The organism is Gordonia aichiensis, from assembly GCF_039946255.1.
GTDB classification, from domain to species: Bacteria; Actinomycetota; Actinomycetes; order Mycobacteriales; family Mycobacteriaceae; genus Gordonia; species Gordonia aichiensis_A.
Map to the genome: position 1 here is coordinate 123,466 of NZ_JBCDWL010000005.1, position 24,728 is coordinate 148,193.

The window sequence follows — 24,728 nt, forward strand, 5'->3', positions numbered from 1 at the left end:
CCGGTCTCAGCGTTCCCCGAAGCTGGTCCCGTCCAGCCAGTCGCCCAGGTCGCGGGCGGCGGCGTCAACGGCCGACGGCCAGTCGAAGGCACCGTCGTCCGCGTTGTCGCTGACGACCTTGACCAGCCGGAGCGGGAGGCCGAAGGCCTCACACACCTGCGCAATCGCCGCACCCTCCATGTCGACCAGATCGGCACGCTCGGCGAGCCGGGCGCGTCGTCGCCCGTCGCTGACGAAGGTGTCGCCGGTGGCCAACACGCTGCCGTCCCCGTCGGGGATCTCCCACTCGTCGCTGATCGGGTATCCCATCGCGGTCAGCTCGGCCGCACTGATGTCGTGCTCCACCACACGCGAGGGCGTGTAAAGACCGGCGTGGCCGTCGTGCAGGGCGCCCGCGGTGCCGATGTTGATCACGCGCCTGTACTCGCCGCCCGCCAGCCGCCTGGTGACGGCGACGGCGGCGCGAACCTTGCCGATGCCGGTGACGAGCAGATCCGTGCCCGGCGGCACGTGCGCGGCCTCCGCGTGCGTCGCGGAGACGACCAGCACGCGGGCACTCGCGGCCCTCATTCGGCGTGCCGCGACGCTGCCGACCCGGAACGGTCGGCGGCACCGTCGTCGCCGATCGCACTGATCCGGGACAGATGGTCGAAGCGGTTGTTCGCCACCCGCATCACCACCTCGTACGGGAAGGCGAACTTGCGCGCCCACCAGTAGCCGAACCGGATGTCGAACGAGGTGTAGACGAGGAACTTGTTCCCGGTGATGCCTCGCAGGATCGCCGACGCGGCCTTCTCCGGAGTCACCGCGACCTTGTGGAATCCGGCGATCTGCTTCTGGACCGTCGCATTGCCGCGGTCGATGCCGACGATGTCGACGGTGTCGACCAGCGGGGTGTCGACGCCGCCCGGACACACCAGGCTGACGCCGATGCCGTGACGGCGCAGATCGAAACGCAGGACCTCGGAGACGCCGCGGATCCCGAACTTTCCGGCGCTGTAGGCCGCATGCCACGGCAGCGCCAGCAGCCCCGCCGCCGAGGACACGTTGACCAGCTGTCCCCCGTCGCCGCGCCGGACCATCTGCGGAACGAAACACTCGATGATGTGGATCGGCCCCATCAGATTGACGTCGACCATCTTCTTCCAGTGCCGGTGCTCGAGGTTCTCCACCGTCCCCCACGCCGACACGCCCGCGATGTTCATCACGACGTCCATCACCCCGACCTCGGCGTCGACGCCGCGCGCGAAGGCCGCGACCCACTCGTAGTCGGAGACGTCACCGGCGCGGTGATAGAGGACGGTGCCGTGCTCGTCCAGGATCTGCGCGACGACCTCGTCGAGAGCCGCGGACTGCAGATCGGTGAGCACCAGCTCGCCGCCCGCTCGCGCGGCCGCCAGCGCGGTGGCCCGACCGATGCCGCTGGCCGCTCCGGTGATCAGGACTTTGCGACCGCGCAGCGACGGCACCGGCACGGGGACGTGGAACAGCTCCCGAATGGTCTGCAGGCGCGGAAGGTTCAGCGATGTGGTGAGACCCATGCCACAAGCCTAAAGCACGGCGCCGACACGCCTCAGATGGGCAGCTTGCCGCCGAACACCGCGTACACCACGGACAGGATCGCCTTCAGGACGTCGGCGGACACGTCCTGACCGTCGGTCATCAGGATGCGCTGGGCCTCCTGGGGGCTCTTGGCCTTGGCGAGCTTGCCGATCAGCGGACCGATCGCCTCGACGCCCTTCACATCGGACAGGTCGGTGCCCGCGGAGGGCTCCGCCGGCGCCGGGGCGCCGGGCTGTGCACCCGGGTCGGGGGCCGGCGCCGTCGGGTTGGCCGCGGCGGCCTTGCCGCCCAGGTAGCCGGTGATGCCCTCGGTGATGGCGACGGCGTACTTGGTCGCGCCCTGCGGGGACGACAGGACCGCTGCCTCGGCCGGGTCGGACAGGTTGCCCATCTCGACGAACGCCGCCGGCACCCGCGTGAGGTTGACCGCCGCGATGTCCGGCCGGGTCACCACCCCGTCGACGGCGCCGAGGTAGTTGGCCGGAGCGAATCCAGCCTTCTTCATCGCGTCGCGGATGGTGTTCGACGCCTTGCGTCCCTCGCCGCCCTGCACGCCGTCGACCGTCTTGTCGGGGATCGGGAGGGTCGGCACGATCATGTGGAAGCCGGTCTTGGCCGTATCCGCACCGGTGCTCGTGGAGTCCGCGTGGATGCTGACCGCGAGATCGGCGCCGGAGTTGCTCGCCGCCGCGGCGCGTTCGTCGACGCAGCCGCCCCACCCGGTGTCGTCGTTGCGGCTCATCACCACGCGGGCGCCCTTGCTCTCCAGCGCGGCCTTGACCAGCTGTGCCACATCCCAGTTGATGGTGTGCTCGGCCTTCCCGGTGACGGCCGTCGCGCCGGTGGTCTGGCAGTCCTTCTTCCCGCCGCGCCCGTCATCGACCTGCTTGGCCAGATCGTGGCCGGCCGCCGACCCCTGATGACCGGGATCGAGGAAGACCGTCTTGCCGGTCAGGGCGCCCGAGCGCGGTGCGGCCTGGCTCGGCGCGACGGTGATCAGCGCGCCGACGAGGGCGGCGGAGGTCAACACCGAGGAGGCGAGCAGGGTGCGACGACGGATACGAGCAGCAGCCATGGGCGGGGTGGGTGCGGTCGCCGGAACGGCAACGCACCGCTCTCCTTCCGAGTTCAAACATCACCAGTCACAGAAGAACACTTCAGTAACAGTGAAGCAGCGGTTGAGGGTGCGCGGCAAACTCGACTCCGACATCGACGCGAATCGTTAGGTTGCTGTGATCGACGCACCCTCCCCGACGCTCCATCGCCTGCGGCGACCGCACGGGCACGGCGAGTCCGGCCTCACTCGACCAGATGGCGCGTCAGGTGCAGAATGCCGGTCGGGTCGTCCGCCTCCGCAGGGATCAGCGTCTGCTCCAGTGCGTCGCGGGCCGCCGCCGGATCGAGGCCGGCACCGATCACCACCAGGGACGTTCCGGGCGTGCGCCCGCGCCACGAACCGGCGTCGACGCTGACGAATCCGCCGACCGCCTGCACCGTGTAGGCGACGCCGCGGTGGTCCGGGTGATCGATCAGCACCGTGCCCTTGATCCGGTAGGCCCCGGCGGGTGGCCGCTCGAGGAACCGCGCCAGTCGTCGCGGGTTCACCGGCCGGTCCGTTTCCAGCGAGGCCGAGTCGAAGCCGTCGTGCAGGTGGTCTCCATGTCGATGATCCGCGTGCCCGTCCGGGCCGTGCTCGTCGTGCTCGTCGGCGAACAGCAGTTCGTCGAACGACAGCTGCCGCGGACCGTCGTCTCCGACGATCCGCTCGACGGGGTCGAAGAACAACGCCGGGTCGACGGCGGCGTGCCGGACCGGCACCAGCGGGGCCGTCTCGTTGGCCGCACGCACCGCGTCGAGCACGCGGGCGGCGTCCGACTCGTCGGCGCACAGGTCGATCTTGTTGCACACCACCAGATCCGCAATGCTCAGGTGGTCGACGATCTGCGGATGCGCGGCCGCCGTCGGCACGTAGTTCGCCGCGTCGACGAGGTAGACCAGGCCACCGTAGGCGAGCCGCGCACTGCGCGCGGCCAGCACCATCCGCACCAGCGCACGCGGTTCGGCGATCCCACTGGCCTCGATGAGAACGGCGTCGAGCCCGTTCGCAGGGGCCGCCATCGTCGCCAGGGTCTCGGCGAGGTCCCCGGCATCGGTCGTGCAGCACATGCAGCCGTTGCTCAGGTTCATCGTTCCGCCCGACTGCCCCGACACGAGCAGCGCGTCGATGTTGACGGCGCCGAAGTCGTTGACCAGGACACCGATTCGACGTCCGCCCGCATGTCGCAGGACGTGGTTGAGCAGGGTCGTCTTACCCGCTCCGAGGAAGCCGGCCAGCACGACCACCGGCAGGGGCGGCCGCGTCATGCCCGATTCACGTCCGAACCGACATGTGCCCCAAGACAATTCCGACAGACCACCGCGAGATCGCGACCGTCTCTGTCGGGATGGTTGACGACATCACTGGTGGCCGCACCGCACTCGACGCATTCACCGATCACCGCTGCGTCCGAAGTGAAGTCGACCTTCATTCGGCTGTCGAAGACATACAGCGATCCCTCCCACAGACCGCGATCACCATAAGCTTCGCCATACCTGACGATTCCGCCGTCGAGTTGATACACCTCATCGAATCCCCGGGCCGTCATGAGCGCACTGAGAACCTCGCACCGCACACCCCCGGTGCAATAGGTGACGATGGGGCGGCCTTTCAGATGATCGAGTGCGCCGCTATCGATCAGCGGGATGAAGTCGCGGGTGGTCTCGACATCGGGAACGACGGCGCCGCGAAATCGTCCGATCTGCGCCTCGATCTTGTTGCGTCCATCGAGAAAGACCACTTCGTCGCCGCGGTCGTCAATCAACTCGTGCAGTTGCTCAGGTGCCAGCCGCCGCCCGCCGCCGACGACTCCGTCGGTGTCGACGCGGAGTTCATCGGGGGCGCCGAAGGTGACGATCTCCGGTCGCGTTCTGACACTCAACCGCGGAAAGTCGTCACCGGTTCCGTCCGACCACTTGATGTCGGCGTCGGCGAAGGCGCGATAGCTGCGGGTGGCCCGCACATACCGTTTCACGTCCCGAATGTCGCCACCCACTGTTGCATTGATCCCATGGGGTGACACGATGATCCTGCCGCGCAATCCCGCGGACTCGCAGACGCTCTGCTGCCACAGGCGGATCGCCTCCGGATCCGGCAGCGGAGTGAAGACATAGAACAACACGATCTTGGGAGTCGCCACAGTGCAAGGGTACGGACTCAACACGCGCTCGGCCGCCACCGCCCTCTGCGCCGTCGCCACGATGGCACTGACCGCGTGTTCGCTGATCAACACGGACACCACACCCAGCAAGATCGTGATCCCCGGCACCGACGCGCCGAGCACCCAGTCGCCCGTGTCCTCCCTGTCGGCGACCTCCGCCTCGCGCACCCTGGGCACCCGGACCGCAGCAGCCTCGCCGTGGAGTTACGAGCGCGTCATCAAGGCCGCACCCCGGACCAGCAATTCGGAGTTTCAAACGGGTGCGACCTCGCCCGACGGCAGGCGCGCCGAGGTCTCCGGTTACCATTTCTCCACGCCCGATCGAGGGGTCCGCTGCTCGACCGGAAACAACGGCGCCGACGCGCTCGCCTGCGTCAGCGATTCGATCAGTGGGACCCGACGCCCGGCCGACGTCCCCGACGGGTGTGATTGGAACAGGCACTACGCAATACTCGATGCGAACGGAGCAGAGGCCGGCGCCTGCGCGAATAGCTATCCGGTGTTGTTCCGATCACGCGTACTGCCCTCGGGAACGACATTCAACGTCGATCGCTTCGCCTGTTTGACCGTCGGCGACGATCTGTATTGCATCGAGTCCGGATCCGGTGCCGGATTCGCGATCACGGCCGACCGATTCAGCACCTTTAGAGCCGATGAACGGGCCCCTGATTCCCTCTTGACACCCGATTCGCACTCTCCCTCCGAATCGTCGGCGTCGGACCATTCCACACAGGTGGTTCCAACCCGTTGAATACGTGTACTCTGAGCGCAGAATCATTTCGGTGGTCGGCGTGCAATTCCGATTCGCGCGACTTCACTTCAGTCTCTCCCCGTGAAAGGTCCCCCATGGCCAAGAAGACCGTCATCCAGATCGTCGACGATATCGACGGCGCCGAACTCGACGAGTACGAGACCGTCCAGTGGAGCCTCGACGGCAAGAGCTATGAGTTCGACACCTCGCCCGAGCACGCCGAGGAGTTCCGCAACCACGTCGCCACCTACGTCGCCATCTCACGCCCTGTCGGCGGCCGTTCCACCGGCGCTCGCCGCAGCACCGCACCCGCGGGCCGTGCGGCCACCAACACCCGGGTGATCCGGAAGTGGGCTTCGGACAACGGCTACTCCGTCAGTGACCGCGGGCGCATCCCGGCCGACATCATCGCCGCCTACGAAGCAGCCAACTGAGACCTGCGATCTCTCGCACACAGCGCCCCGGATTCGTCCGGGGCGCTGCGCATTGTCGGATTCCGTTTTCCTCGCCGCGGTTTTAATTTCGGGTCGACGCGCGCACCCCATTACGCTTTCCTCTCATGACTGTCCTCTCCTTGGCCCGCCGACGTTGGCTGCCCCTGTTGCTCGTCGCCTTCCTCGCGGCGCTGCTGGCATCCTGCTCGAGCGGGTCGTCCGACAGCGGTGACGCCGGGCTCTGCTCCCCGCCCGGCGTCGACAGCGCCTCGGCGGCGCCGACGAATCTGGCCAGCTCCGCACAGGCCCCGGACCGTTTCACCACCGCCACGACCGTGCCGCTCGATCAGATCGACACCTCCAAGCTGAATCTGATCAAGCCCGGCACGCTGGTCGTCGGAACGCTGTCGGATGCGCCGCCGAGCATCTGCGTCAACTCGCATCAGCAGTACACCGGCATGGACAACGAGATGTTGAAGGCGATCGCCGCCAAGCTCGGGCTGAAGGTCGAGTTCATCGGCACCGAGTTCTCCAGCCTGCTGGCGCAGGTGGCGAGCCACCGCTTCGACGTCGGCTCGTCGTCGATCACCACCACCGACGAGCGCCGTCAGACGGTCGCCTTCACCAACGGCTACGACTTCGGCTACTTCGCCCTCGTGGGTCCGGCGGGCGGCCCGGTCCGCACCTTCGGCGATCTGAATCCGAGCACCCGGATCGGCGTCGTGCAGGGCACCGTCCAGGACGACTACGTGACGAACATCCTGAAGCTGAATCCGGTCAAGTACCCGGACTACGCGACCGCCTACGCGAACCTCAAGTCGGGGCAGATCGACGCCTGGGTGGCGCCGAGTCAGCAGGCCGAGGGCACCGTGAAGGCCTCCGACGGCATCAAGATCCTGGAGAACACCTTCAGCATCAACAACTTCACCGCGTGGGCCGTCGCGAAGGGCGACCAGCCGCTGGTCGACGCACTCAACAGCGGGCTCGACGCCATCATCGCCGACGGCACCTGGGCGCGCCTGTACAGCGACTGGGCGCCGCGCCCGCTGCCGGCCGGCTGGAAGCCCGGTTCGAAGGCCGCGCCGATGCCGCACCTGCCCGACTTCGCGGCGATCGCCGCCGCCAACGCCGACAAGCCGAAGCAGGACGCGGCCGACGCCGCCCCCAAGAGCACCTGGCAGCAGTTGCGGGAGACCTTCTTCAACGGTGAACAGTTCCGCAACGCCCTGCCCGAACTGTTCAAGACCGGTCTGCCGAACACGCTGAAGATCGCCCTCGTCTCCGGCATCCTCGGCACCATCGGCGGCATGGTGCTGGCGGTCGCGGGCATGTCGCGCTCGCGGTGGCTGCGGTGGCCCGCGCGGGTGTACACCGACATCTTCCGCGGGCTGCCCGCTGTCGTGGTGATCCTGATGGTGGGGCTGGGCTTCGGTCCGATCGTCAAGAACCTCACCGGCGGCAATCCGTTCTGGCTCGGCTCGGTGGCCCTGGCACTGCTGGCGGCGGCCTACATCGGCGAGATCTTCCGCTCCGGCATCCAGAGCATCGAGTCGGGGCAGATGGAGGCGGCCCGTGCCCTGGGCTTCTCGTACCGTCGGTCGATGTCGCTGGTCATCGTGCCGCAGGGTGTGCGCCGCGTCCTGCCCGCGCTGGTGAACCAGTTCATCGTCCTGATCAAGGACTCGTCGCTGATCTACTTCCTCGGGTTGACCCTCCTGCAGCGGGATCTGTTCGCCGTCGGCAAGGACTTCAACGCCAACAGCGGCAACCTCACTCCGCTGGTGGCCGCGGGCCTGCTGTACCTGCTGATGACGGTGCCGTTGACGCACCTGGTCAACTACATCGACCGCCGACTGCGCACCGGAAAGGCGTGAGCACCGTGACCAAGTCCACTCCCCTCTTCGATCGGGGTGCCGCGGTCTCCCTGACCGGCACCGACCTGCACCTGTCGTTCGGCGACAATCACGTCCTGCGCGGCGTCGACATCCACGTCGACGCGGGATCCACCACGACCGTCATCGGTCCGTCCGGGTCGGGCAAGTCCACCCTGCTGCGCGTCCTGAACCGGCTGCACGAGCCCGATCAGGGCGACATCCTGATCGACGGTGTCAGCGTCCTGAAGGACGATCCCGACGGCCTGCGCCGCCGGATCGGCATGGTCTTCCAGCAGTTCAACCTGTTCCCGCACAAGACGGTCGCGCAGAACATCGAGCTCGGCCCGCGCAAGCTGCTCGGTCTCGGCAAGGACGAGGCGCGGGCGCTCGCGCTGTCGCAGTTGGAGGCGGTGGGCCTGGCGCACAAGGCCGACGTACGGCCCGAGACGCTCTCGGGCGGACAGCAGCAGCGGGTCGCGATCGCGCGGGCCCTGGCGATGCACCCGCAGATCATGTTCTTCGACGAGGCCACCAGTGCGCTCGACCCGGAGCTGGTCAAGGGTGTGCTCGCGCTGATGACGGAGCTGTCGAACGACGGCATGACGATGATCGTGGTGACGCACGAGATGGGCTATGCGCGCGACGTGTCCGACAACGTGGTCTTCATGGACGAGGGCGTCGTCGTCGAATCCGGCCGGCCCGAGCAGATCTTCACCGACGCGCACAGCGACCGGCTCAAGGCCTTCCTGTCACAGGTCCTCTAGCCTGGCGGCGGGCCGGGCCCTGGTCAGGCCCAGCCGCGGCAACGCGATGCGCAGAATGTCGGACGCGGGAGCGTGAACGCATTGAGCGGCGGTGGAGCCCGTGGGGTCGAGATAGGCGCGGACCAGCCGAGCGCCGGCTGCATAGCCTGCCCCGGTGGGCAGGCCGACGGGCTCGGCACCGAACAACCGTGCGCTGGAATCGCCCAGCACCCAGGCGGCGAAGTCTGCCATTCCGGTGACCCCCAGACCGCCGGCGACCTTCGCCAGGACTCGGTCGTCGGAGCGGACTCCGTCGCGCACGAAGTGGGTGTAGCCGGCCTCGCCGTACAACTCTGATGCGAAGACGTCGGCGAGCCCTTCGGCCACCACGTGCTCGCCGACGGTCACCGTCTGCGGGTCCCACACGATCCCGCCGGGTGAGTAGCGCACGTTGTGGTGCAGTTCATGGACCGCGATCGCCTCGAGGCGATCGAGGACGCGCACGGTAGGCCAGACGGTGATGGCGATGTAGCCGCTGATGCCGCCGAATCCCGACATCCCCTGCACCTCGTCGACGAAGTGCCGGCTGGTCGGATCCCCGAGCACGAGCAGCACGTTCAGGTCGGGGATCCGCACCCCCGGATCGGCGGAGGCCAACGCTGCCATGCCCTGCTCAAGCGCATTCTCGACGCGGGCCCACGCATCTGCTGCGACGAGGGCCTCCAGGCCCTCGCTCACCCGCTCGATCGCGGAGTCCGAGCGGAAGCCGAAGTTCTGCCGGTGCACGGCGGCCATATCCACGCCGCCGGGGATGAAGTGGTACATCCCCGCCATGGGATGCCACAGGTCACGGATGAGATCGTCCCGCTCCTGCGCGTCCGCCGTCAGGACGCGGTGCATACCCGACGCGCTGTCGATCATTGAAATGGTCATGACAGGCGACCGTAAACACTGCCGTTACGACAGGGTCAAGACTCTCCTCGATCAACGTCCCCGGTCCGGTCCGCCAGTCCGGCGGCGGCGAGGAACTCGGGTGAGGCGTAGAAGGGCGCCAACCGTCGTCGCAGAGCGTCCTCGACGAGGCCGTCGGCGTCGAGGCGGGTGATCACCGGCGGGCCGAAGCGCATGGCCTCTTCGACGAGGTCGGCGCGTCCGACGCCGAGCTCGTCGAGCAGTTCGGACAGGGCGGTGTCGCCGTAGGTGTCGAAGACCTCGTCCACGCCCTCGTCGAGGATCGCCTGCAGGTACGCGCTCTCCCGGAAGGTCCGCCAGAACTCGAACACGAGCACGACGGCGTCTTCGATGTCGGAGTCGGCGATCAGTTCGCCGACATCGCGCACGCGGCGGTCGGCGCCGGCCAGCCACACCTCCTGCGCGGCGTCGAGCAGCAGACGGTCGGCCTGCGCCCGATTGGCGGCCAGGACGCGGCGCGTGCCGGTCCGCGCGAGGCGCTCCACGAACGACTCGACAGCGACGCCGACGCGGCCGGGGAGCCGGGAGACGTCGACGGTCCGCGCCAGGGCCTCCACGCACGCGTCCTCTGCCGCGGGGCTGTCGAGGATGCGCTGCAACAGCCGGTGCGAGAGCCCGAGGTCTGCGACACCCGCGGCCAGTTCGTCGTAGCGTCTGCGGTCCAGGACGTCGGCGAGACGAGTGTCGTCGGCGCCGGAGTAGGCGGCCACCCGCGCGGCGACCGCGCCGACCAGGCCGGGGATGGCGCCGTCGACCGGGAAGGCGACCGCATACTTGTGCGCGACCGCCTTGACCAGGTCGCGCGACACGGCCTCCTCCAGCGGAAGGTGGTCGGCGACATCGAGGAAGGCGGTGATCTCCGACTCGACCAGGGCCGCGAACCGCGCGGGGTCGGTCAGCTGCTGCCGAAAGTAGACCACCTGCGCGTCGAGCAGACGGGCCGCGAGGCCGTCGACGGCCGGTTCGGGAGTATCCGAGGGCATGTCGTTCATGCTACGAAACCGGTCCCGAGCCGGCGGTGCCGCCGATGACGGTGATCTCGTGTCGCCGGCGCGTCCGCACACCGTACTCCCCGGTGCGCCGCCGCACCACGATCGTCACCACGGTGATGACCAGCACTATCGCGGTCGCGAACCAGGCCGCGGCCGTCGCGCCGACCAGCCGGTGCATCGCTGCGCCCACGAGTCCGCCGGCGGCCAGGGCCAGCCACAGCGAGAGGTTCCGCAGCCACAGCCAGCGGGGTCCGCCGGTGCACGCCTCCACGAACTGCTGGCCGGCTTTGACCAGCGTGCCCGTCATGTAGGTCAGACCGATGCTGACCTCCCCGTTGTGCAGGAACACCGCGTTCATGGCGCCCATCGCCACCGGCAGCCCGAGGGCGACCGCCGTGACCGGGTCGGCGACCACGGCCACCGCCGACGTCAGCGCCAGCAGTGCGGTGGTCGTGACCAGCACGGTGCTCCGACCGTCGCCGAAGCGGGCCGCGACGGCCCCCACGACGACACCGAGGACGAACATGCCGATCAGTCCCGCGACCAGACCCGCACCGCCGAAATGCCAGGTGCCGACCCGGGTGGCGAGGTCGGTGGTGTTCCCGCTCATGAACGACACGAAGTGGCCGCGCAACTCGATGAAGCCGACGGCGTCGAGATAGCCGGCGACCCCCGAGAGCACCACCGCCAGGCCGACCTCCCGCCGACGGGCCGACCTCACGGAGCCGCCAGCAACTGCTTCAACACCGTGACGACGCCGTCTTCGCTGTTGCGCGGCGCGCGATAGCGGGCGCGCTCGAGCACGGCCGGATGGGCGTCGGCCATGGCGAACGACCAATGGGCGGTGTCGAGCATCTCCAAGTCGTTTAGGTAGTCGCCGAAGACGACGGTGTTGCGCGGGCCGAGGCCGGCCAGGTCCTGCAGCGCGCTGACCCCGGTCGCCTTATGGGTGCCGGGTGCGGTGATGTCGATCCAATGCCTACCCGACACCGCCATCTGATGGTCGTCGACCAACGGTGCGAGCACCAGTGCGGCGTCGGCCTCGGCATCGCCGAAGTCGTAGATCGCGAGTTTGACGACGCCGTCGCAGATGTCGAGCTGGTCGGGCACGAGATCGAGTCGAGCGCAGTACTTGCGGGCTTGGGTGAGGAAGGCGGCGTCGTCGGATTCGACGAAGGCGCCGTCGGTCCGATGCACGATGAGCCGGAGATCGCGGCCGTGCTCGGGGGCGGCTCGGACCGCCTCGACCACGCGCGCCACCAGTGCCGGGTCGACGTTCGACGAGGTCAGCAGCCGACCTTCGTGCATCACCATGCTGCCGTTCTCGGCCACGTACGACAAGGTCCCGGGATGGCGCGCGAAGAGCTCCTCGAGCGTGTAGTACTGGCGTCCGCTGGCCGGCACGAAGGCGATGCCCCGGTCGGACATCTCGTCGAGCACCGGCCAGAACGTCTCCGGCACCCGGCCCGCGGGGTCGAGCAGGGTGCCGTCCATGTCGGCGACGACCATTCGGATGTCGGCGGATGAGAGACCCTCGATCATGCCCCGAGTGTAGTGTCGCGCCGAGGAAGCGGTTCCGCGGTGAGCTCTCCCCCGCCGGGTGATCACCGAGTGGGCGCCCGAATGGTCGAGAGTGCAGACGGTCGAGAGCGCGGACGGCCGAGAGCGCGCGGTGTTCAGGTGGTGATCGGGATGGGCGATGAGCCGGTGACGGTGTGGACGATCGGTCATTCGAATCGTTCCGCCGACGACTTCCTCGCCCTGTTGACCGAGAACTCGATCGACGCCGTCGTCGACGTGCGCAAGTTGCCCGGATCGACCAAGCACCCCCAGTTCAACGCCGACGCCCTCGCTCACTCCTTGGCGACACAGCACATCTCGTTCTCCTGGGCGGCCGGGCTGGCCGGTCGCCGCCCGGTATCGCGCGACGTCGCATTCGAGGTCAACGCCTGGTGGGACAACCGGAGCTTCCACAACTACGCCGACCACGCCCTGTCCGACGACTTCGGCGCCGCCCTGACCCGGCTGCGAGATGAGGCCCGGCGTCACCGGACCGCGATCATGTGCGCCGAGGCCGTCTGGTGGCGCTGCCATCGGCGGATCATCGCCGACCACCTCCTGGCCCGGGGCGAGCGGGTCGTCCACATCCTCGGCGCCGGACACACCGCCGAGGCGACCCTCAGCGCGGGGGCCGTCGTCCGCGACGGGGCGGTGTCGTACCCGCGAGCCGAGTGACGGTCGAGCAGATTCCGGCGCAGACGCCCCCGACCGAGGACGCCTACCGCTGGTCGAGCAGGTAGCGGGCCGTGTATCGGACGGCGTCGTCGGGGTCGTTCCTCAGGTCCGACAGTGCGTCCGTCGCCGCGGCGCCGGGCAGCTCGCCGAGGGCCTGCGCCACCCGACTCCGCACCGGCGGCCGGGCGCCGGACAGTTCGGCGACCAGGCGGCCGGTAACGGCGGCGGTGCGGTCCGGGTCGTCGGCGAGCACGGCGAGCGACTCGGCGGCTGCCACGTCTGCGACGCCGTCGACGATGAGCGCCACCAGGACATCCACGACAGCGTCATCGTCCATTCCCGCCGCCACGGCGGCCGTCGCCACATCCCGGCGGACCAGCGGGTCCGGGTCGTCGAGCGCGGCCAGGAGCGCGGCGCGGTAGGAGTGGTCGGCGGCGACCGCCGGCGGGACCTCGACGAGCAGGCCGGCCGCCGTTCGACGCCGCTCGGCATCGGGGCCGACCAGATCCTCGACCACGGCGGTAACGGCACCGCCGCGCCGGGCCAACGCCCACCGCAGGGCGCCGGCGACATTAGGGTCGGTCTCCCGGTGCAGGGCCTCGACGAGCGCGTCGGAGACATCACCGACGGTCGCCGGATCGAGGGCCGCGAGCTGTCGTCGGCCGGCGCTCGGGGATGTCAGCCCGGACAGCAGCTCCAGCACCGACAGCACCTGCTCCCAGTCGTCGGGGCCCGCGTCGTCGAGTCGCCGCAGCCTCGTCAGCAGTGCCTGCTCGCGGGCGATCCGCTCCCGGGTGCGAGCGATCAGTGCGGTCAGCAGCGCCGCGGGCGAGGCGGCGGGCTGCTCGAGCGCCTGACCGATCTCGCGCAACGACAGTCCGAGCGTGCGCAGCGTCTCCACCTGGAACAGTCGCGCGAGGTCGGTCTCGGAGTACTCGCGGTAGCCTGCCGAGCTGCGGTCGCCGGGGCGGACGAGGCCCAGTTCGTCGTAGTGCCGCAGCATTCGGGCGCTCACCCCGGAGCGCCGGGACAGCTCACCGATCCGCACTCGGCACCTCCCTCGGTCGGCCCCACCCTATCGGCGGTCGCCTCGGCGGCGACCGGTTCTCGGTCAATCGAAGCGGCCTGTCGCGACCACTCGCCGCGCCTGTTCGAGGTGGGCGGCGAACCCGGATTCGGGGTCGGCGATGAGCTCCTCGGTGGCCAGGGCGTGAGCGCGGACCTCCGGGTCCGGAGACGAGGCGGCATCGCGAACGATCGCCCCCGCGGCCGCGTCGAGTTCGACGAACGCCCGACTCAGGCTCCGCTGCACGTCGATCCCGCCCCGTCCCAGTTGGGTGGCGAGCGTGCGCGCGAGTCGGTGCCGAGCCTCGTCCGGGACCACGACCACGGCGGCCCGCCACGCGCTGCGGACGACGTCGTCGTCCTCGTCGGTCAGCAGGGCGACGGTGATCGCCGGCCATGCCGCGGGATCGGCGATCTTCGACAGGGTGTGCAGCGCCTGACTGCGGGCCTGCGCGATCGGCGACTCGAGTTCGTCGATCAACGCGGGCACCGCATCGGACGCAGGCAGGCGGGTGAGCGCCCAGGTCAGCATGTCGCGGACGTAGAAGTCCGGTTCGGTGCGGGTGCGGGCGATCAGGTCGCCGAGCAGCGCGGCGTCGGCAGCCGTACCCGCGGCGAGCGCCGCTCGCAAGCGGACCGAGGCGTCCGGGTGTGCCAGCGCCGCTCGGAGCTCGGCGTCGGATCCCGCAGTCGGCGGACCGGGCGACGGCGTCTCGCCGATCTGCCTGGTCCCGCCGTACTGCTGGGTCCCGCCGTGTCGTGTCCCGCGGTGTTGCGAGTTCATCGTGAACCACCTCCGGTCACGAGTGAAGACCTTCTCACCGTGGCAGGGTCAACCCCCGCCGCCGAGAGTCACACGTCGCGGTCTCAGAAGTCGCCGAAGTCTCCGAACCCGCCGAAGTCCCCGCCGCCGAAATCTCCGCCGCCGAAGTCACCGCCGCCGAAATCTCCGCCGCCGAAGTCACCGCCGCCGAAGTCACCGCCGCCGTAATCACCGCCACTGTCGCCGACGTCGCCGTAGTCGCCGCCGTCACCACCGAAGTCGCCGCCGGCCATGTCGGCGTCGGCCACGCCCTGCGGGACTCCGGACATGCCGGAGAACAGCGAGCTGAACAGGAGCGCCGAACCGATGCCCCAGGCGCCGCCGATGAGGGCGGGCTTCCACCAGGGTTCGGAGTACCAGCCGGCGGGCACCGCACGTCCGGCGACCCGGCCGCCCGGGTAGTAGTTGGGGGTGGCCTTGGTCGGGGTCGGCGAGGCTTCGACGGTGCGGCCGTCGAAGTCGACCGTCCGCGCCTCGGTGACGGCGCCGGCATCGCGCTGGCCGGTCAGCTCGGGGATGGGCGGGCCGGGATCGAATCCGAGCGCGGTACGGGCCGCGCGGATGTAGTAAAGGCCTTCCACCGCAGTCTGTTTGGCGAGTTGCGCCTGTCCCGGGGTGGCTGCCTGCTCGATCTGCGAGCCGGCCGCGGTGAAGCGCTCCCCCGCGTCGGCCAGCGCTTGGCGGGCAGCGGGATCGTCGCCCGGGTCGAGCGCGTACACCTGTCCGCCGAGTCGTTCGATGGCTTGTCGGGCGTCGGCCTTCGCATCGTCGAGACGGGCCTGGGTGGCCTGCGCGCCGCTGGTACGGCTGCGGAGCATCGCGAAGACGCCGAATGCGAGCAGGGCGATGAGGAGAATGAGAAGCATGTCTGGCACCTCCTCCAGGGTACGGAAAACGCCGCACCGATGGTGTGCCCCGGCCCACACTGTTCGGTGAATGTGGATTAGCGTAGCCTGACCTCATGCTGCGAGTTCGAGACGTCACCCGGGTCTTCCCGGCGGACCCCGCCCCCGTTCACGCCTTGCGCGGGGTCGACCTCGACGTCGCAGCGGGCAGCTTCACCGCCATCCTCGGCGAGTCCGGCTGCGGCAAGACCACGCTCTTGCGAATCCTCGCCGGTTTCGACCGGCCCGACGGCGGCCGGGTCGAGATCGACGGCTCCCTGGTGGCCGGAGACGGCCGGTTCGTGCGGCCGGAACGACGGCGCGTCGGGATCGTCGCACAGGAGGGTGCGCTCTTCCCCCACCTGACGGTGGCCGCGAACATCGCCTACGGGCTCCCCGGCGGGCTGCGGTCACGGTTCGGTCCGGCTCATCGCGAGAACCGGGCGCGCCGCGTCACCGAGATGCTCCGACTCGTCGGCATGGCCGGCTACGGCGACCGCCGACCCGATGAGCTCTCCGGCGGGCAGCAGCAGCGGGTCGCGTTGGCCCGCGCCCTCGCACCCGCTCCGGCGGTCCTGCTCCTCGACGAACCGTTCTCCGCCCTCGACGCGTCGTTGCGTGTGGAACTGCGCGAAGAGGTGCGCGACCTGCTGCGCCGCATCGATGCGACCGCGGTGCTGGTCACCCACGATCAGAGCGAGGCCCTGTCGTTGGCCGACCAGGTGGCGATGATGCGCGACGGCCGCGTCATCCAGGCCGCCGCCCCGGCCGACCTGTACGCCTGCCCCGTCGACCCGCCGGCCGCCGCCTTCCTCGGCGAATCCGTCGAGATCCCCTGCACCGCGACCGCCGACGGAGAGGGCACGGTCACCGTCGACTCGGTGCTCGGCCGCCTCCGCGTCGCCCGTTCCACCGTCTTCGACGACCGGCTGATCCTGCGTCCCGAGCACCTCGAGCTCGGCGATCACGGTGCCGAGGCCATCGTCACGTCGGTCAGCTTCTTCGGGCACGACGGCCTGGCGCGGCTGGCCCTGCCCGACGGCACGCCGCTGCTGGTGCGAACGGCGGGCACCGCACTGCCCGCCCCGGGAAGCACCGTGCACGTGCATGTGACCGACGCGTTGACGATCAAGGCCCCGACGCCCGTCTGACCGACGTCCCGAACCCCGCGGGAGCCGCGCATCCGCTCGCTCCCTTCCCGCAAGCGGGGCGGACCCGCCCGCCCCGTCCCTACGAGAATCCAGAATGAGGTCTCATGTCTGCTACCCCGAAACGTCGCGCTTGGCGCCTGCTGGCGGTCACCACCGCGGCGGCGACGGCACTGACGCTCGCCGCATGCTCGTCGAACGACGCCGGCGACAGTAAAGATGCGAAGGCCTCGATCACCCTGTACTCGGGTCAACACGAGAAGCTCGCGAAGGCGCTCGCGGCCGACTTCGAGAAGTCGACCGGCATCCACGTCGACGTCCGGGCCGGCAAGGACTCGGAGATGACCGGACAGATCGTCGAGGAGGGCGACCGGTCGAAGGCCGACGTCGTCATCACCGAGGAGCCCGGTCCGATGGCCGGACTGGACGCCAAGGGCCTGCTGGCACCGGTCGACAAGGCCGTCCTGAGCGTGCCCGATCAGCGGTTCGTGCCCTCGACCGGGAACTGGCTGCCGATGGCCGTCCGCGCCCGCGTCATGTACTACGCGCCGTCCAAGATCAGCGAGGCGCAGCTGCCGCCGTCGATCCTCGATCTGACCAAGCCCGAGTGGAAGGGCAAGTTCGCCTACGCCCCCTCCGGCGCGTTCAAGTCGACCACGGCCTACCTGATCAACACGATCGGCAAGGACCGCACCCTCGAGTGGCTCAAGGGCATCAAGGAGAACGGCGTCAACGAGCAGTCGAACGGTAAGGTCCGCGACAGCGTCGAGGCCGGCCAGCACGAGTTCGGGCTGTCGAACCACTACTACTGGTACATCATGGCCAAGGACAAGGGCGGCCAGGACAAGGTCTCCTCGCGCGTCCACTACCTGAACAACGACGACGCCGGCGCGCTGATGCTCGCCTCGGGCGCCGCGGTGCTGAAGTCGAGCTCGCACCAGAAGGAGGCCGGGGAGTTCGTCAAGTGGCTGTCGGCCGCCGACGGCGGACAGCAGGTGGTCGCGCAGCAGAGCCCGCAGTTCCCGGCGACCCCCGGCGTCACCAGCAGCTACGGCCTGCCCGACCTCAAGTCGCTGACCTTCCCCAAGTTCGATCAGGCCTCGCTGAAGAACACCGATGAGGCCAACGAGCTGCTGAAGCAGAGCGGCATCGTCTGACGGTGACCTCCAGCAGTTCCACCGGTTCCGGTTCGAGCGCCGTCTCGGCGCTGGAACCGGAACCGTCGTCGGTCCGCCCGTCCCGACCCGAGCGCACCCGCCGCGACCGGCCACCGCTGGGGTTGGTGATCCCCGGCATCCTGATCGCCGTCGCCGCCCTGTCGCCCGCGGCCTACCTGTTGCTGCGCGCCGGGTTCAGCTTCTCGCTGCTGCGGACCGAGATCGCCAGCCCGACCACGGTGCCGCTGCTGTGGAACACCGTGCAGCTGCTCGTGCTCGTCTGCCTGTGCACGTCGGTGCTCGGGGTGACGCTCGCCGTCCTGGTGGCCCGCACCACGTTGCCGATGCCGCGACTGTGGACGGTGCTGCTGACACTGCCGCTGGGTGTGCCGACCTTCGTCGGCTCGTACGCGTGGGTGGCGTTCACCTATCGGCACTTCCCCTCCTCGAAGCTGATCTTCGGGCTCGGCGGCGCCACCGCCATCCTGACGCTCACGCTGTTCCCCTACGTCTTCCTGCCCGTGTTGACCGCCCTGCGCCGTCTCGATCCCGCGCAGGAGGAGGCCGCGCGCGCCCTCGGCCGCGGACCGGCCGCGGCCTTCTGCCGGATCACCCTGCCGCAGCTGCGCCCGGCGATCTCGACGGGCCTGCTGATCATCGGGCTGCATCTGCTCGCCGAGTACGGCGCCGTGCAGATGCTCAACTATCAGACCCTGACCACCGCGATCGTGCAGCGCGCCACCGTTCTCGGCATGCCCGAGTCGGCGCGGGCGCTGGCCGTCGTCCTGGCCGGCGGCGCCATCCTCCTGCTCCTGCTCGACCGGCTGCTGCGCGGCCGTCGACGCCCGGTCCGCACCGGCATCGGCACCCCGCGCCCGCCGATGCGCTGGCGACTCGGCGCCACGACCCCGATCTGGCTCCTGCTGTGCCTGGCCGTGGTGCTCGCGGCGCTGGCGATCCCGCTGTGGGTCACCGTCAGCGGCATCGTCGACCACCTGACCGGCGGCGGCGACGCCATCGACTGGGCGCAACTGTGGAGCTCGGCCGCCAACACCGGGCGGTGGGCGCTGGCGGCGGCCGCGGTCGCGACCGCCTGCGCGCTGCCCGTGTCGCTGCTGGCGGTGCGACATCCGGGCCGGATGTCGTCGCTGATCGAGCGGTCGACGTGGGTCGCCCACGCACTGCCCGGCGTCATCATGGCGTTGTCGCTGGTGTACGTCTCGGTCCAATGGTTCTACCCGCTGTATCAGACGTCGACGCTGCTGGTCATCGGCTACGTCGTGATGTTCCTGCCGTTGGCCGTCGGCTCGCAGCAGGTCGGAATCGCGCAGGCCTCGCCGCAGCTCGACGAGATGTCCCGATCGCTGGGCAAGGGGGCGATCGAGACCTTCTCCCGGATCACCATGCCGATCGCACTGCCCGCGGTCGGCACCGGCGCGTTGCTCGTCGGCTTGGACGCCGGCAAGGAACTCACCACCACGCTGCTGCTGCGCCCGACCGGCGAACACTCGCTGGCGACCGCCTTGTGGGCGACGACCGACGGCGAGGTCCTCGACTTCACCGCCGCCAGCCCGTACGGTCTGGCGCTGTTGGTGATCGGCGCGATCCCGGCGATCCTGCTGGCGCGGTCGACGGTCCGCGGTTGAGACACGCCCGCTGAGCACGGAGATCTTCAGTTCGGGTTGAATCGTGTCAACCGGGCATCCATGGTGGAGGTCATGGCCGAACGCCCCGAAGACCCCGACAGCGCCGAGTCCGACGGCACCGATTCCCCCAGCCTCGACTCGCCCAGTCTCGACTCGCCCAGTCTCGACTCCCCCAGTCTCGACTCGCCGGGTCTCGACTCCCCGGGTCTCGATTCTTCCGTCGTCGAGCGCAACGGCGCACGTTCCGACGGCGCGCCGACCGTCCTCGTCGACCCGTTCACCGGGAAGACGACCCCCATCGCGTCCGGGGTCGCGCCGGTGCCCGACCACTGGCACGTCGCCGAGGACGACACCGACGACGAGATCACCGAGAAGCTCCGCAGGCAGGGGGTGCGCCTCGGGCGCGGCAACGTGGCACCCGCGGTCTTCTGGCCCGCGCTGTCGGTGATCGTCGCCGTCAGCGCCGTCGCCGTCGTCTTCCCCGATGGCACCGGGCGGTTCTTCAGCGCCATGCAGGACTGGATCGTCACCAATCTGGGCTGGTATTACATGCTGATCATCGCGTGCTTCGTGGTGTTCACCATCGCCCTGTGCTTCTCGCGGTTGGGCCGGATCCGGCTCGGCAGCGACGACGAGGCGCCCGAGTTCGGGATGGTCAGCTGGTTCTGCATGCTGTTCGCGGCGGGCATGGGCATCGGGCTGGTGTTCTACGGCGTCGGCGAGCCGCTGACCTACGCGACCGTCTCGCCCAAGCCGGGCTGGGAGGGGTCCGAGCAGGAGATCGCCGGCAAGGCGATGGCGCAGACCTTCATCCACTGGGGGCTGCACCCGTGGGCGATCTACGCGGTCATCGGTTTGGCGTTGGCGTACGCGATCCATCGGCGCGGGCGCCCGGTGTCGATCCGCTGGGGCCTGGAACCGCTGCTGGGCGACCGAGTCAAGGGCTGGGCGGGCGACGTGATCGACGTGCTGGCGATCTTCGGCACCGTCTTCGGCGTCGCCACGTCGCTGGGGCTGGGCGTCCAGCAGATCTCGGCGGGGATGGAGTCGATCGGGGTGGTCGACTCGGTCGACACGACCACGCTCGTGGTGCTGATCGTCGTCATCACGTTCTTGGCGACCCTGTCGGTGGTGAGCGGGCTCGGCACCGGCATCAAGTGGCTCTCGAACATCAACCTGTCGCTGGCCGGACTGCTGATGATCAGCATGCTCCTGATCGGGCCGACGCTGTTCCTGCTGCAGAACCTGGTCCAGTCGCTCGGGGTGTACTTCGCCAACCTGTTCAACATGACCCTGGACGTCGGAGCCTTCCAGGGCGAGGAGGCGCAGGGCTGGCTGGGTGACTGGACGATCTTCTACTGGGGATGGTGGATCGCGTGGGCGCCCTTCGTCGGTGTCTTCATCGCTCGGATCTCGCGCGGTCGGACGGTCCGCGAGTTCATCGCCGGCTGCCTGATCGTGCCGACGCTGGTGGGTTTCGTGTGGTTCTCGGTGCTCGGCGGCACCGGGCTGTACCGCCAGTTCTTCGGTGAAGGCGATCTCGTCGAGAACGGGACGGTCTCGGCCGAGAGCTCGCTGTTCCACGTCTTGTCGGCGATGCCCCTCGGGACGGTCTTCTCGATCATCGGGATCGTGCTCGTCGCCATCTTCTTCATCACCTCCTCGGACTCCGGTTCGCTGGTGGTCGACATGCTCGCCTCGGGCGGGCACCCGAATCCGCCGGTGTGGTCGCGGGTGCTGTGGTCGGCGATCGAGGGCGTCGTCGCGATCGCACTGTTGCTGGCGGGCGGGCTCAAGTCGCTTCAGTCGGCCGCCTTGGCGACCGCGCTGCCGTTCAGCATCGTGCTCGCCCTGATGTGCGTGGCGACGCTGCGCGGTTTGAAGTTCGAGAGCGACAAGATGTTTCACGCCGAACGCACGCAACGGCTGGCCGCGGCGACCACGCACATCACCGGGGAGGTCTTCGACACCATCCCGGACGAGCCGTCGGTGCGCGACTACGTCGACGACCGCATCGACTACCGGATCTCGCGGAGCCGGGGCTGGCAGGATCGAGGCGGGGTCAGGGTGCGGGAGCATCCGAAGCGCCCGCAGTGACCGGCGGCTCCGGCTGTGCCCGGATCCATTCCAGCTTCGCGGGATTCCGCACGGCGTAGACGGCCGTCACCGCGCCGTCCACCACCTCGACGCAGGTGACGTTGTCGACGTCGCCGTCGAGGGTCACGACCACGGCAGGCATCCCGTTGACGACCGTCATCCGGAAGCCGACCTCCCCCAGCGTGGCGCCCTTGGCGAGCAGGCCGATCACCATGCGCGCCACGCGGTCGGCCCCCTCGACGGGACGCCGTGCCGCAGGTGCCACCCCGCCGCCGTCGCCCAGATACACCACTCCCGGGGCGAGGACCTCCATGAGCTCCTGCACCTTCCCGGTGACCGCTGCGGTGAGGAAGCGCTCGACCACGGCCTGGGCGTCGGTCGGGCCGGCGACGGCGGCCGGGCGCCGGGCGCGGACGTGTGCGCGGGCACGATGGGCGATCTGCCGAACCGCGGGCTGCGACTTGTCGACCGCGTCGGCGATCTCGGGGTACTCGAAGTCGAAGACCTCGCGCAGGACGAAGACGGCGCGCTCATCGGGGGTCAACGATTCCAGGACCAGCAGCATCGCCGTCGTGACCGCCTCGCCGGTCAGCACGTGGTCGAGCCCGGTCTCGCGATCGGCGGCTTCCAGCGGCTCGGGCAGCCACGGTCCCACGTAGGTCTCGCGGCGGCGGTCGGCGGCGCGCGCAGCGTTGAGCGCCTGGCGGGTCACGATTCGGGCGAGGTAGGCGCGCGGATGCCGCACTCGCTCGCGGTCGCACTGCTGCCAGCGCACCCAGCTCTCCGAGAGGACGTCCTCCGCGTCGGCCACCGACCCGAGGATCTCGTATGCGATCGAGAAGAGGAGCGGTCGGTGCGCGGTGAACTCGGCGGTGCCGTCCCCGAGCTGTTCCTCCCCTGTCGTCTCGTCCCCTGTCCTCTCGTCCCCTGTCCTCTCGTCCCCTGTCCTCTCGTCCCCTGTCCTCTCGTCCCCTGTCCTCTCGTCACCGTCGGCGCGGCGCCTGCCGCCGGTCATGACGGCGCCGGGAGGGACACGGACAGCGAGCGGCGGACGGCGAGCACCGTGCTTCGACACACCTGCTCCTTCACCAGCGCCGCAGACCGACCGGCGAGCCCCCGGCCGCCCAGCCACTGACGCGCCGGCTCGTCATCTCGATGCACTCGCTGGACCACGCCGTCGCGGCGCCCCAGCGACAGGCATTGCGCGGTGAACCCCATGCCGAACGGTGCCGCCGTCCGGCCCCGCGACTCGCGGGCGATCGCGTCGGCGGCGTAGGCGCCCTGCGGGATCGCCGCCTGACAGCTCATCCGTGCACCGGCGACCGCCGCGCCGTCGCCCGCGGCCCACACACGGCGGTCGGTGACGCTGCGCAGGTGCGAGTCCACCAGCACTCGGCCGTCGCCGTCGACCGCCAGCCCGCTGTCCGCTGCGAGGGCGCTGACCTGCCGCGCCACGGCCCACAGCGTGAGATCGGCGGTGGCTGCGCCCCAGTGTCCGCGGCGCAGTTCCACCCCCATCGTCTGCAGCGCCGTCCGCACCCGCTCGCGCGCGGATTCGCCCAGCGACTCGGCGATCTCGTCGTCTGCGGTCAGCCGGACGCGGACGTCGGGCCGCGCGGTCGCGACCTCCGCAGCGGTCTCGACCCCGGTCAGTCCGCCGCCGACCACCTCCACCAGCGCGCCGGGACGCAGCTGCGCGAGCTGTGTCGCCGCGCCGCGCGCCGATTCGACGTCACCGACCGCGACCGCGCCTTCGGGCGCGACCACCGATCCGCCCGCCGCGTACACGAGGGCGTCGAATCCGAGTTCCCCGCCGTCGCTCAACGACAGCGCGCCGTCGCCGATCTCGGTGGCCGCCGCGATGCGCAGCGCCACGCGGTCGTCGATCATCGCGCGCAGCGACCGAGTCGCCGGGCCGGTCCCGGCGATGAGTTGATGCAGGCGGATCCGTTCCACGAAGTCCGGACGCGGGTTCACCATCACGATGTCCGCCTTCGGCACCCGTCTGGCCAGTCGGTTGGCGGCGATTGCCCCCGCATACCCCGCTCCGACGATTACGACTCTCATGTCGGCCTCCCACACGTTCGTTCCTTCGATCAGACGCTCATATGACACCGCAGGCAACCATTCCGTGACACCGCCGCCCGAGCGGCCCCGACCGACGACGGCTCAGGACTCCCTAAGCGGCGGCCGCCGATCATGAAGCGGACCGGAGAACGAGACGCACCGAACGAACGGGAGACCATGCACGCTGCGACCACCACTACCGAGCCCGGACTCGTCACCGCCCGCATGGCGATGAGCAAGGTCCCCGAAGTCACCGTCTACTTCTGGATCATCAAGATCCTCGCGACCACCGTCGGCGAAACCGCAGCCGACTACCTGAACATGGACCTCGGCTTCGGCCTGCGCGGAACCACGGCGGTCACCGTCGCCCTGTTGGGCGCGACCTTCGTCGCGCAGTTCCGGGTGCGCCGCTACATTCCGGCGCTGTACTGGTGGACCGTGCTCCTGGTCAGCGTCACCGGCACACTGATCACCGACAATCTGACCGATGCCTTGGGCGTCCCGCTGCCCGTGTCGACCGCGTGCTTCGCGGCGGCGCTGGTCGTGGTGTTCCTGGCGTGGCGTCTCACCGAGGGCACGCTGTCGATCCATTCGGTCCGAACCCGCCGGCGCGAGGCCTTCTACTGGCTGGCCGTGCTGGTGACGTTCGCGCTCGGGACCGCGGCCGGCGACTTGATCGCCGAGAAGCTGGCGCTCGGCTACTGGCTGTCGCTGGTCCTGTTCGCCGCCGTCATCGCCCTCATCACCGCGCTGCACCTGGGCTTGCGGGCGGGCGCCGTCGCCGCGTTCTGGGCCGCGTACATCATCACCCGGCCGCTGGGCGCCTCCCTGGGCGATCTGCTGACCCAGCCCGGCGACGCCGGCGGGTTCGGCCTCGACGGAACCGTCGTCAACCTGGCCTTCCTCGGTGTGATCGTGCTCCTCGTCGGGTACCTGTCGTGGTCGCGTGTCGATCAGATCGACGAGGTGGCGGCGCCGGAGACCGCGTCCGTCACGAGGTGACGACACGGGCCGCGCGCC

General features: G+C 69.6%; 23 protein-coding genes and 1 pseudogene. 10 read left to right on the forward strand and 14 right to left on the reverse strand.

The annotated features are described in order from the left end of the window. Positions 1–6: 6 nt before the first annotated feature. The 5 genes from AAFO60_RS08155 to AAFO60_RS08175 all read right to left on the reverse strand — a co-directional run bounded on the left by AAFO60_RS08155 (position 7) and on the right by AAFO60_RS08175 (position 4,799). Positions 7–570, reverse strand: a complete 564-nt coding sequence (locus AAFO60_RS08155) for a nucleosidase (protein WP_347955675.1) — start codon at positions 568–570, stop codon at positions 7–9. Continuing rightward, on the reverse strand, positions 567–1,541 hold the full coding sequence (locus AAFO60_RS08160; RefSeq protein WP_347955676.1) for an SDR family oxidoreductase: 975 nt from the start codon (positions 1,539–1,541) through the stop codon (positions 567–569). Before AAFO60_RS08160 ends, AAFO60_RS08155 begins: the two co-directional genes overlap by 4 nt. Positions 1,542–1,573: 32 nt before the next feature. Beyond that, positions 1,574–2,638: an N-acetylmuramoyl-L-alanine amidase gene (locus AAFO60_RS08165; protein WP_347955677.1), complete on the reverse strand. Its 1,065-nt coding sequence runs from the start codon at positions 2,636–2,638 to the stop codon at positions 1,574–1,576. Between the two features lie 224 nt (positions 2,639–2,862). Continuing rightward, positions 2,863–3,927, reverse strand: coding sequence for a CobW family GTP-binding protein (locus AAFO60_RS08170; protein ID WP_347955678.1), 1,065 nt, complete (start codon positions 3,925–3,927; stop codon positions 2,863–2,865). Then, positions 3,924–4,799, reverse strand: coding sequence for a rhodanese-related sulfurtransferase (locus AAFO60_RS08175; RefSeq protein WP_347955679.1), 876 nt, complete (start codon positions 4,797–4,799; stop codon positions 3,924–3,926). Before AAFO60_RS08175 ends, AAFO60_RS08170 begins: the two co-directional genes overlap by 4 nt. 61 nt (positions 4,800–4,860) lie before the next feature. On the opposite strand from AAFO60_RS08175, the gene AAFO60_RS08180 reads away from it, so the two are divergent. The 4 genes from AAFO60_RS08180 (at position 4,861) to AAFO60_RS08195 (ending at position 8,643) form a co-directional block, all read left to right on the forward strand. Continuing rightward, the gene (locus AAFO60_RS08180) at positions 4,861–5,571 is read left to right on the forward strand and encodes a hypothetical protein (RefSeq protein WP_347955680.1); all 711 of its coding nucleotides are present in this window, start codon (positions 4,861–4,863) and stop codon (positions 5,569–5,571) included. 95 nt (positions 5,572–5,666) lie between these two features. After that, entirely contained in the window at positions 5,667–6,005 is a 339-nt protein-coding gene (locus AAFO60_RS08185; RefSeq protein ID WP_347955681.1) for a histone-like nucleoid-structuring protein Lsr2, read from the forward strand. A 125-nt stretch (positions 6,006–6,130) separates the two neighbouring features. Beyond that, positions 6,131–7,879, forward strand: a complete 1,749-nt coding sequence (locus AAFO60_RS08190) for an ABC transporter substrate-binding protein/permease (protein ID WP_347955682.1) — start codon at positions 6,131–6,133, stop codon at positions 7,877–7,879. Positions 7,880–7,884: 5 nt separating this feature from the next. Continuing rightward, complete coding sequence (locus AAFO60_RS08195; RefSeq protein WP_347955683.1) at positions 7,885–8,643, forward strand: amino acid ABC transporter ATP-binding protein; 759 nt, start codon at positions 7,885–7,887, stop codon at positions 8,641–8,643. On the opposite strand, the gene AAFO60_RS08200 is transcribed toward AAFO60_RS08195, so the two are convergent. From AAFO60_RS08200 to AAFO60_RS08215, 4 genes are read right to left on the reverse strand one after another with little or no spacing between them, the layout of a single operon-like run. Then, positions 8,629–9,555 carry a DUF2268 domain-containing protein gene (locus AAFO60_RS08200; protein ID WP_347955684.1) on the reverse strand — a complete coding sequence of 309 codons (927 nt, stop codon included), beginning with the start codon at positions 9,553–9,555 and terminating at the stop codon, positions 8,629–8,631. The two genes, AAFO60_RS08195 and AAFO60_RS08200, sit on opposite strands and share 15 nt — an antisense overlap. Before the next feature lie 35 nt (positions 9,556–9,590). Further along, positions 9,591–10,577, reverse strand: coding sequence for a hypothetical protein (locus tag AAFO60_RS08205; protein ID WP_347955685.1), 987 nt, complete (start codon positions 10,575–10,577; stop codon positions 9,591–9,593). Between the two features lie 10 nt (positions 10,578–10,587). Continuing rightward, on the reverse strand, positions 10,588–11,307 hold the full coding sequence (locus tag AAFO60_RS08210) for a YoaK family protein (RefSeq protein ID WP_347955686.1): 720 nt from the start codon (positions 11,305–11,307) through the stop codon (positions 10,588–10,590). Further along, the gene (locus AAFO60_RS08215; RefSeq protein WP_347955688.1) at positions 11,304–12,128 is read right to left on the reverse strand and encodes a Cof-type HAD-IIB family hydrolase; all 825 of its coding nucleotides are present in this window, start codon (positions 12,126–12,128) and stop codon (positions 11,304–11,306) included. The genes AAFO60_RS08210 and AAFO60_RS08215 overlap by 4 nt, the downstream gene beginning before the upstream one ends. Before the next feature lie 165 nt (positions 12,129–12,293). Here AAFO60_RS08215 and AAFO60_RS08220 point away from each other — a divergent pair, with 165 nt between their 5' ends. Continuing rightward, the gene (locus AAFO60_RS08220; protein WP_347955790.1) at positions 12,294–12,821 is read left to right on the forward strand and encodes a DUF488 domain-containing protein; all 528 of its coding nucleotides are present in this window, start codon (positions 12,294–12,296) and stop codon (positions 12,819–12,821) included. A 43-nt stretch (positions 12,822–12,864) separates the two neighbouring features. Here the strand turns inward: AAFO60_RS08220 and AAFO60_RS08225 are convergent, their stop codons facing one another. From AAFO60_RS08225 to AAFO60_RS08235, 3 genes are all read right to left on the reverse strand, one after another. After that, positions 12,865–13,869 carry a MerR family transcriptional regulator gene (locus tag AAFO60_RS08225; RefSeq protein WP_347955689.1) on the reverse strand — a complete coding sequence of 335 codons (1,005 nt, stop codon included), beginning with the start codon at positions 13,867–13,869 and terminating at the stop codon, positions 12,865–12,867. Positions 13,870–13,932: 63 nt separating this feature from the next. Continuing rightward, positions 13,933–14,670 (reverse strand): HEAT repeat domain-containing protein, encoded by a 738-nt coding sequence (locus tag AAFO60_RS08230; RefSeq protein WP_347955690.1) that lies wholly within the window; start codon positions 14,668–14,670, stop codon positions 13,933–13,935. Positions 14,671–14,753: 83 nt separating this feature from the next. Beyond that, positions 14,754–15,584, reverse strand: coding sequence for a DUF1542 domain-containing protein (locus AAFO60_RS08235; protein WP_347955691.1), 831 nt, complete (start codon positions 15,582–15,584; stop codon positions 14,754–14,756). Positions 15,585–15,670: 86 nt separating this feature from the next. Between AAFO60_RS08235 and AAFO60_RS08240 the strand changes: the two genes are divergently transcribed. From AAFO60_RS08240 to AAFO60_RS08255, 4 genes are all read left to right on the forward strand, one after another. Beyond that, positions 15,671–16,744: an ABC transporter ATP-binding protein gene (locus tag AAFO60_RS08240; RefSeq protein WP_347955692.1), complete on the forward strand. Its 1,074-nt coding sequence runs from the start codon at positions 15,671–15,673 to the stop codon at positions 16,742–16,744. Positions 16,745–16,848: 104 nt separating this feature from the next. Next, positions 16,849–17,898 carry an extracellular solute-binding protein gene (locus AAFO60_RS08245; RefSeq protein WP_347955693.1) on the forward strand — a complete coding sequence of 350 codons (1,050 nt, stop codon included), beginning with the start codon at positions 16,849–16,851 and terminating at the stop codon, positions 17,896–17,898. Between the two features lie 2 nt (positions 17,899–17,900). Further along, positions 17,901–19,544 (forward strand): ABC transporter permease, encoded by a 1,644-nt coding sequence (locus AAFO60_RS08250; RefSeq protein ID WP_347955694.1) that lies wholly within the window; start codon positions 17,901–17,903, stop codon positions 19,542–19,544. Positions 19,545–19,616: 72 nt separating this feature from the next. Next, on the forward strand, positions 19,617–21,641 hold the full coding sequence (locus AAFO60_RS08255; protein ID WP_347955695.1) for a BCCT family transporter: 2,025 nt from the start codon (positions 19,617–19,619) through the stop codon (positions 21,639–21,641). Here AAFO60_RS08255 and AAFO60_RS08260 read toward each other — a convergent pair. Together AAFO60_RS08260 and AAFO60_RS08265 are read right to left on the reverse strand one after the other, a co-directional pair. Then, positions 21,607–22,518: pseudogene (locus AAFO60_RS08260) on the reverse strand (RNA polymerase sigma-70 factor); the annotation flags it as partial. The gene AAFO60_RS08255 and the pseudogene AAFO60_RS08260 overlap by 35 nt on opposite strands. A gap of 134 nt (positions 22,519–22,652) precedes the next feature. Beyond that, positions 22,653–23,708, reverse strand: a complete 1,056-nt coding sequence (locus AAFO60_RS08265; RefSeq protein WP_347955696.1) for an FAD-dependent oxidoreductase — start codon at positions 23,706–23,708, stop codon at positions 22,653–22,655. A gap of 177 nt (positions 23,709–23,885) precedes the next feature. Here AAFO60_RS08265 and AAFO60_RS08270 point away from each other — a divergent pair, with 177 nt between their 5' ends. After that, positions 23,886–24,710: a COG4705 family protein gene (locus AAFO60_RS08270; RefSeq protein ID WP_347955697.1), complete on the forward strand. Its 825-nt coding sequence runs from the start codon at positions 23,886–23,888 to the stop codon at positions 24,708–24,710. The last annotated feature ends 18 nt before the right edge of the window (positions 24,711–24,728 follow it).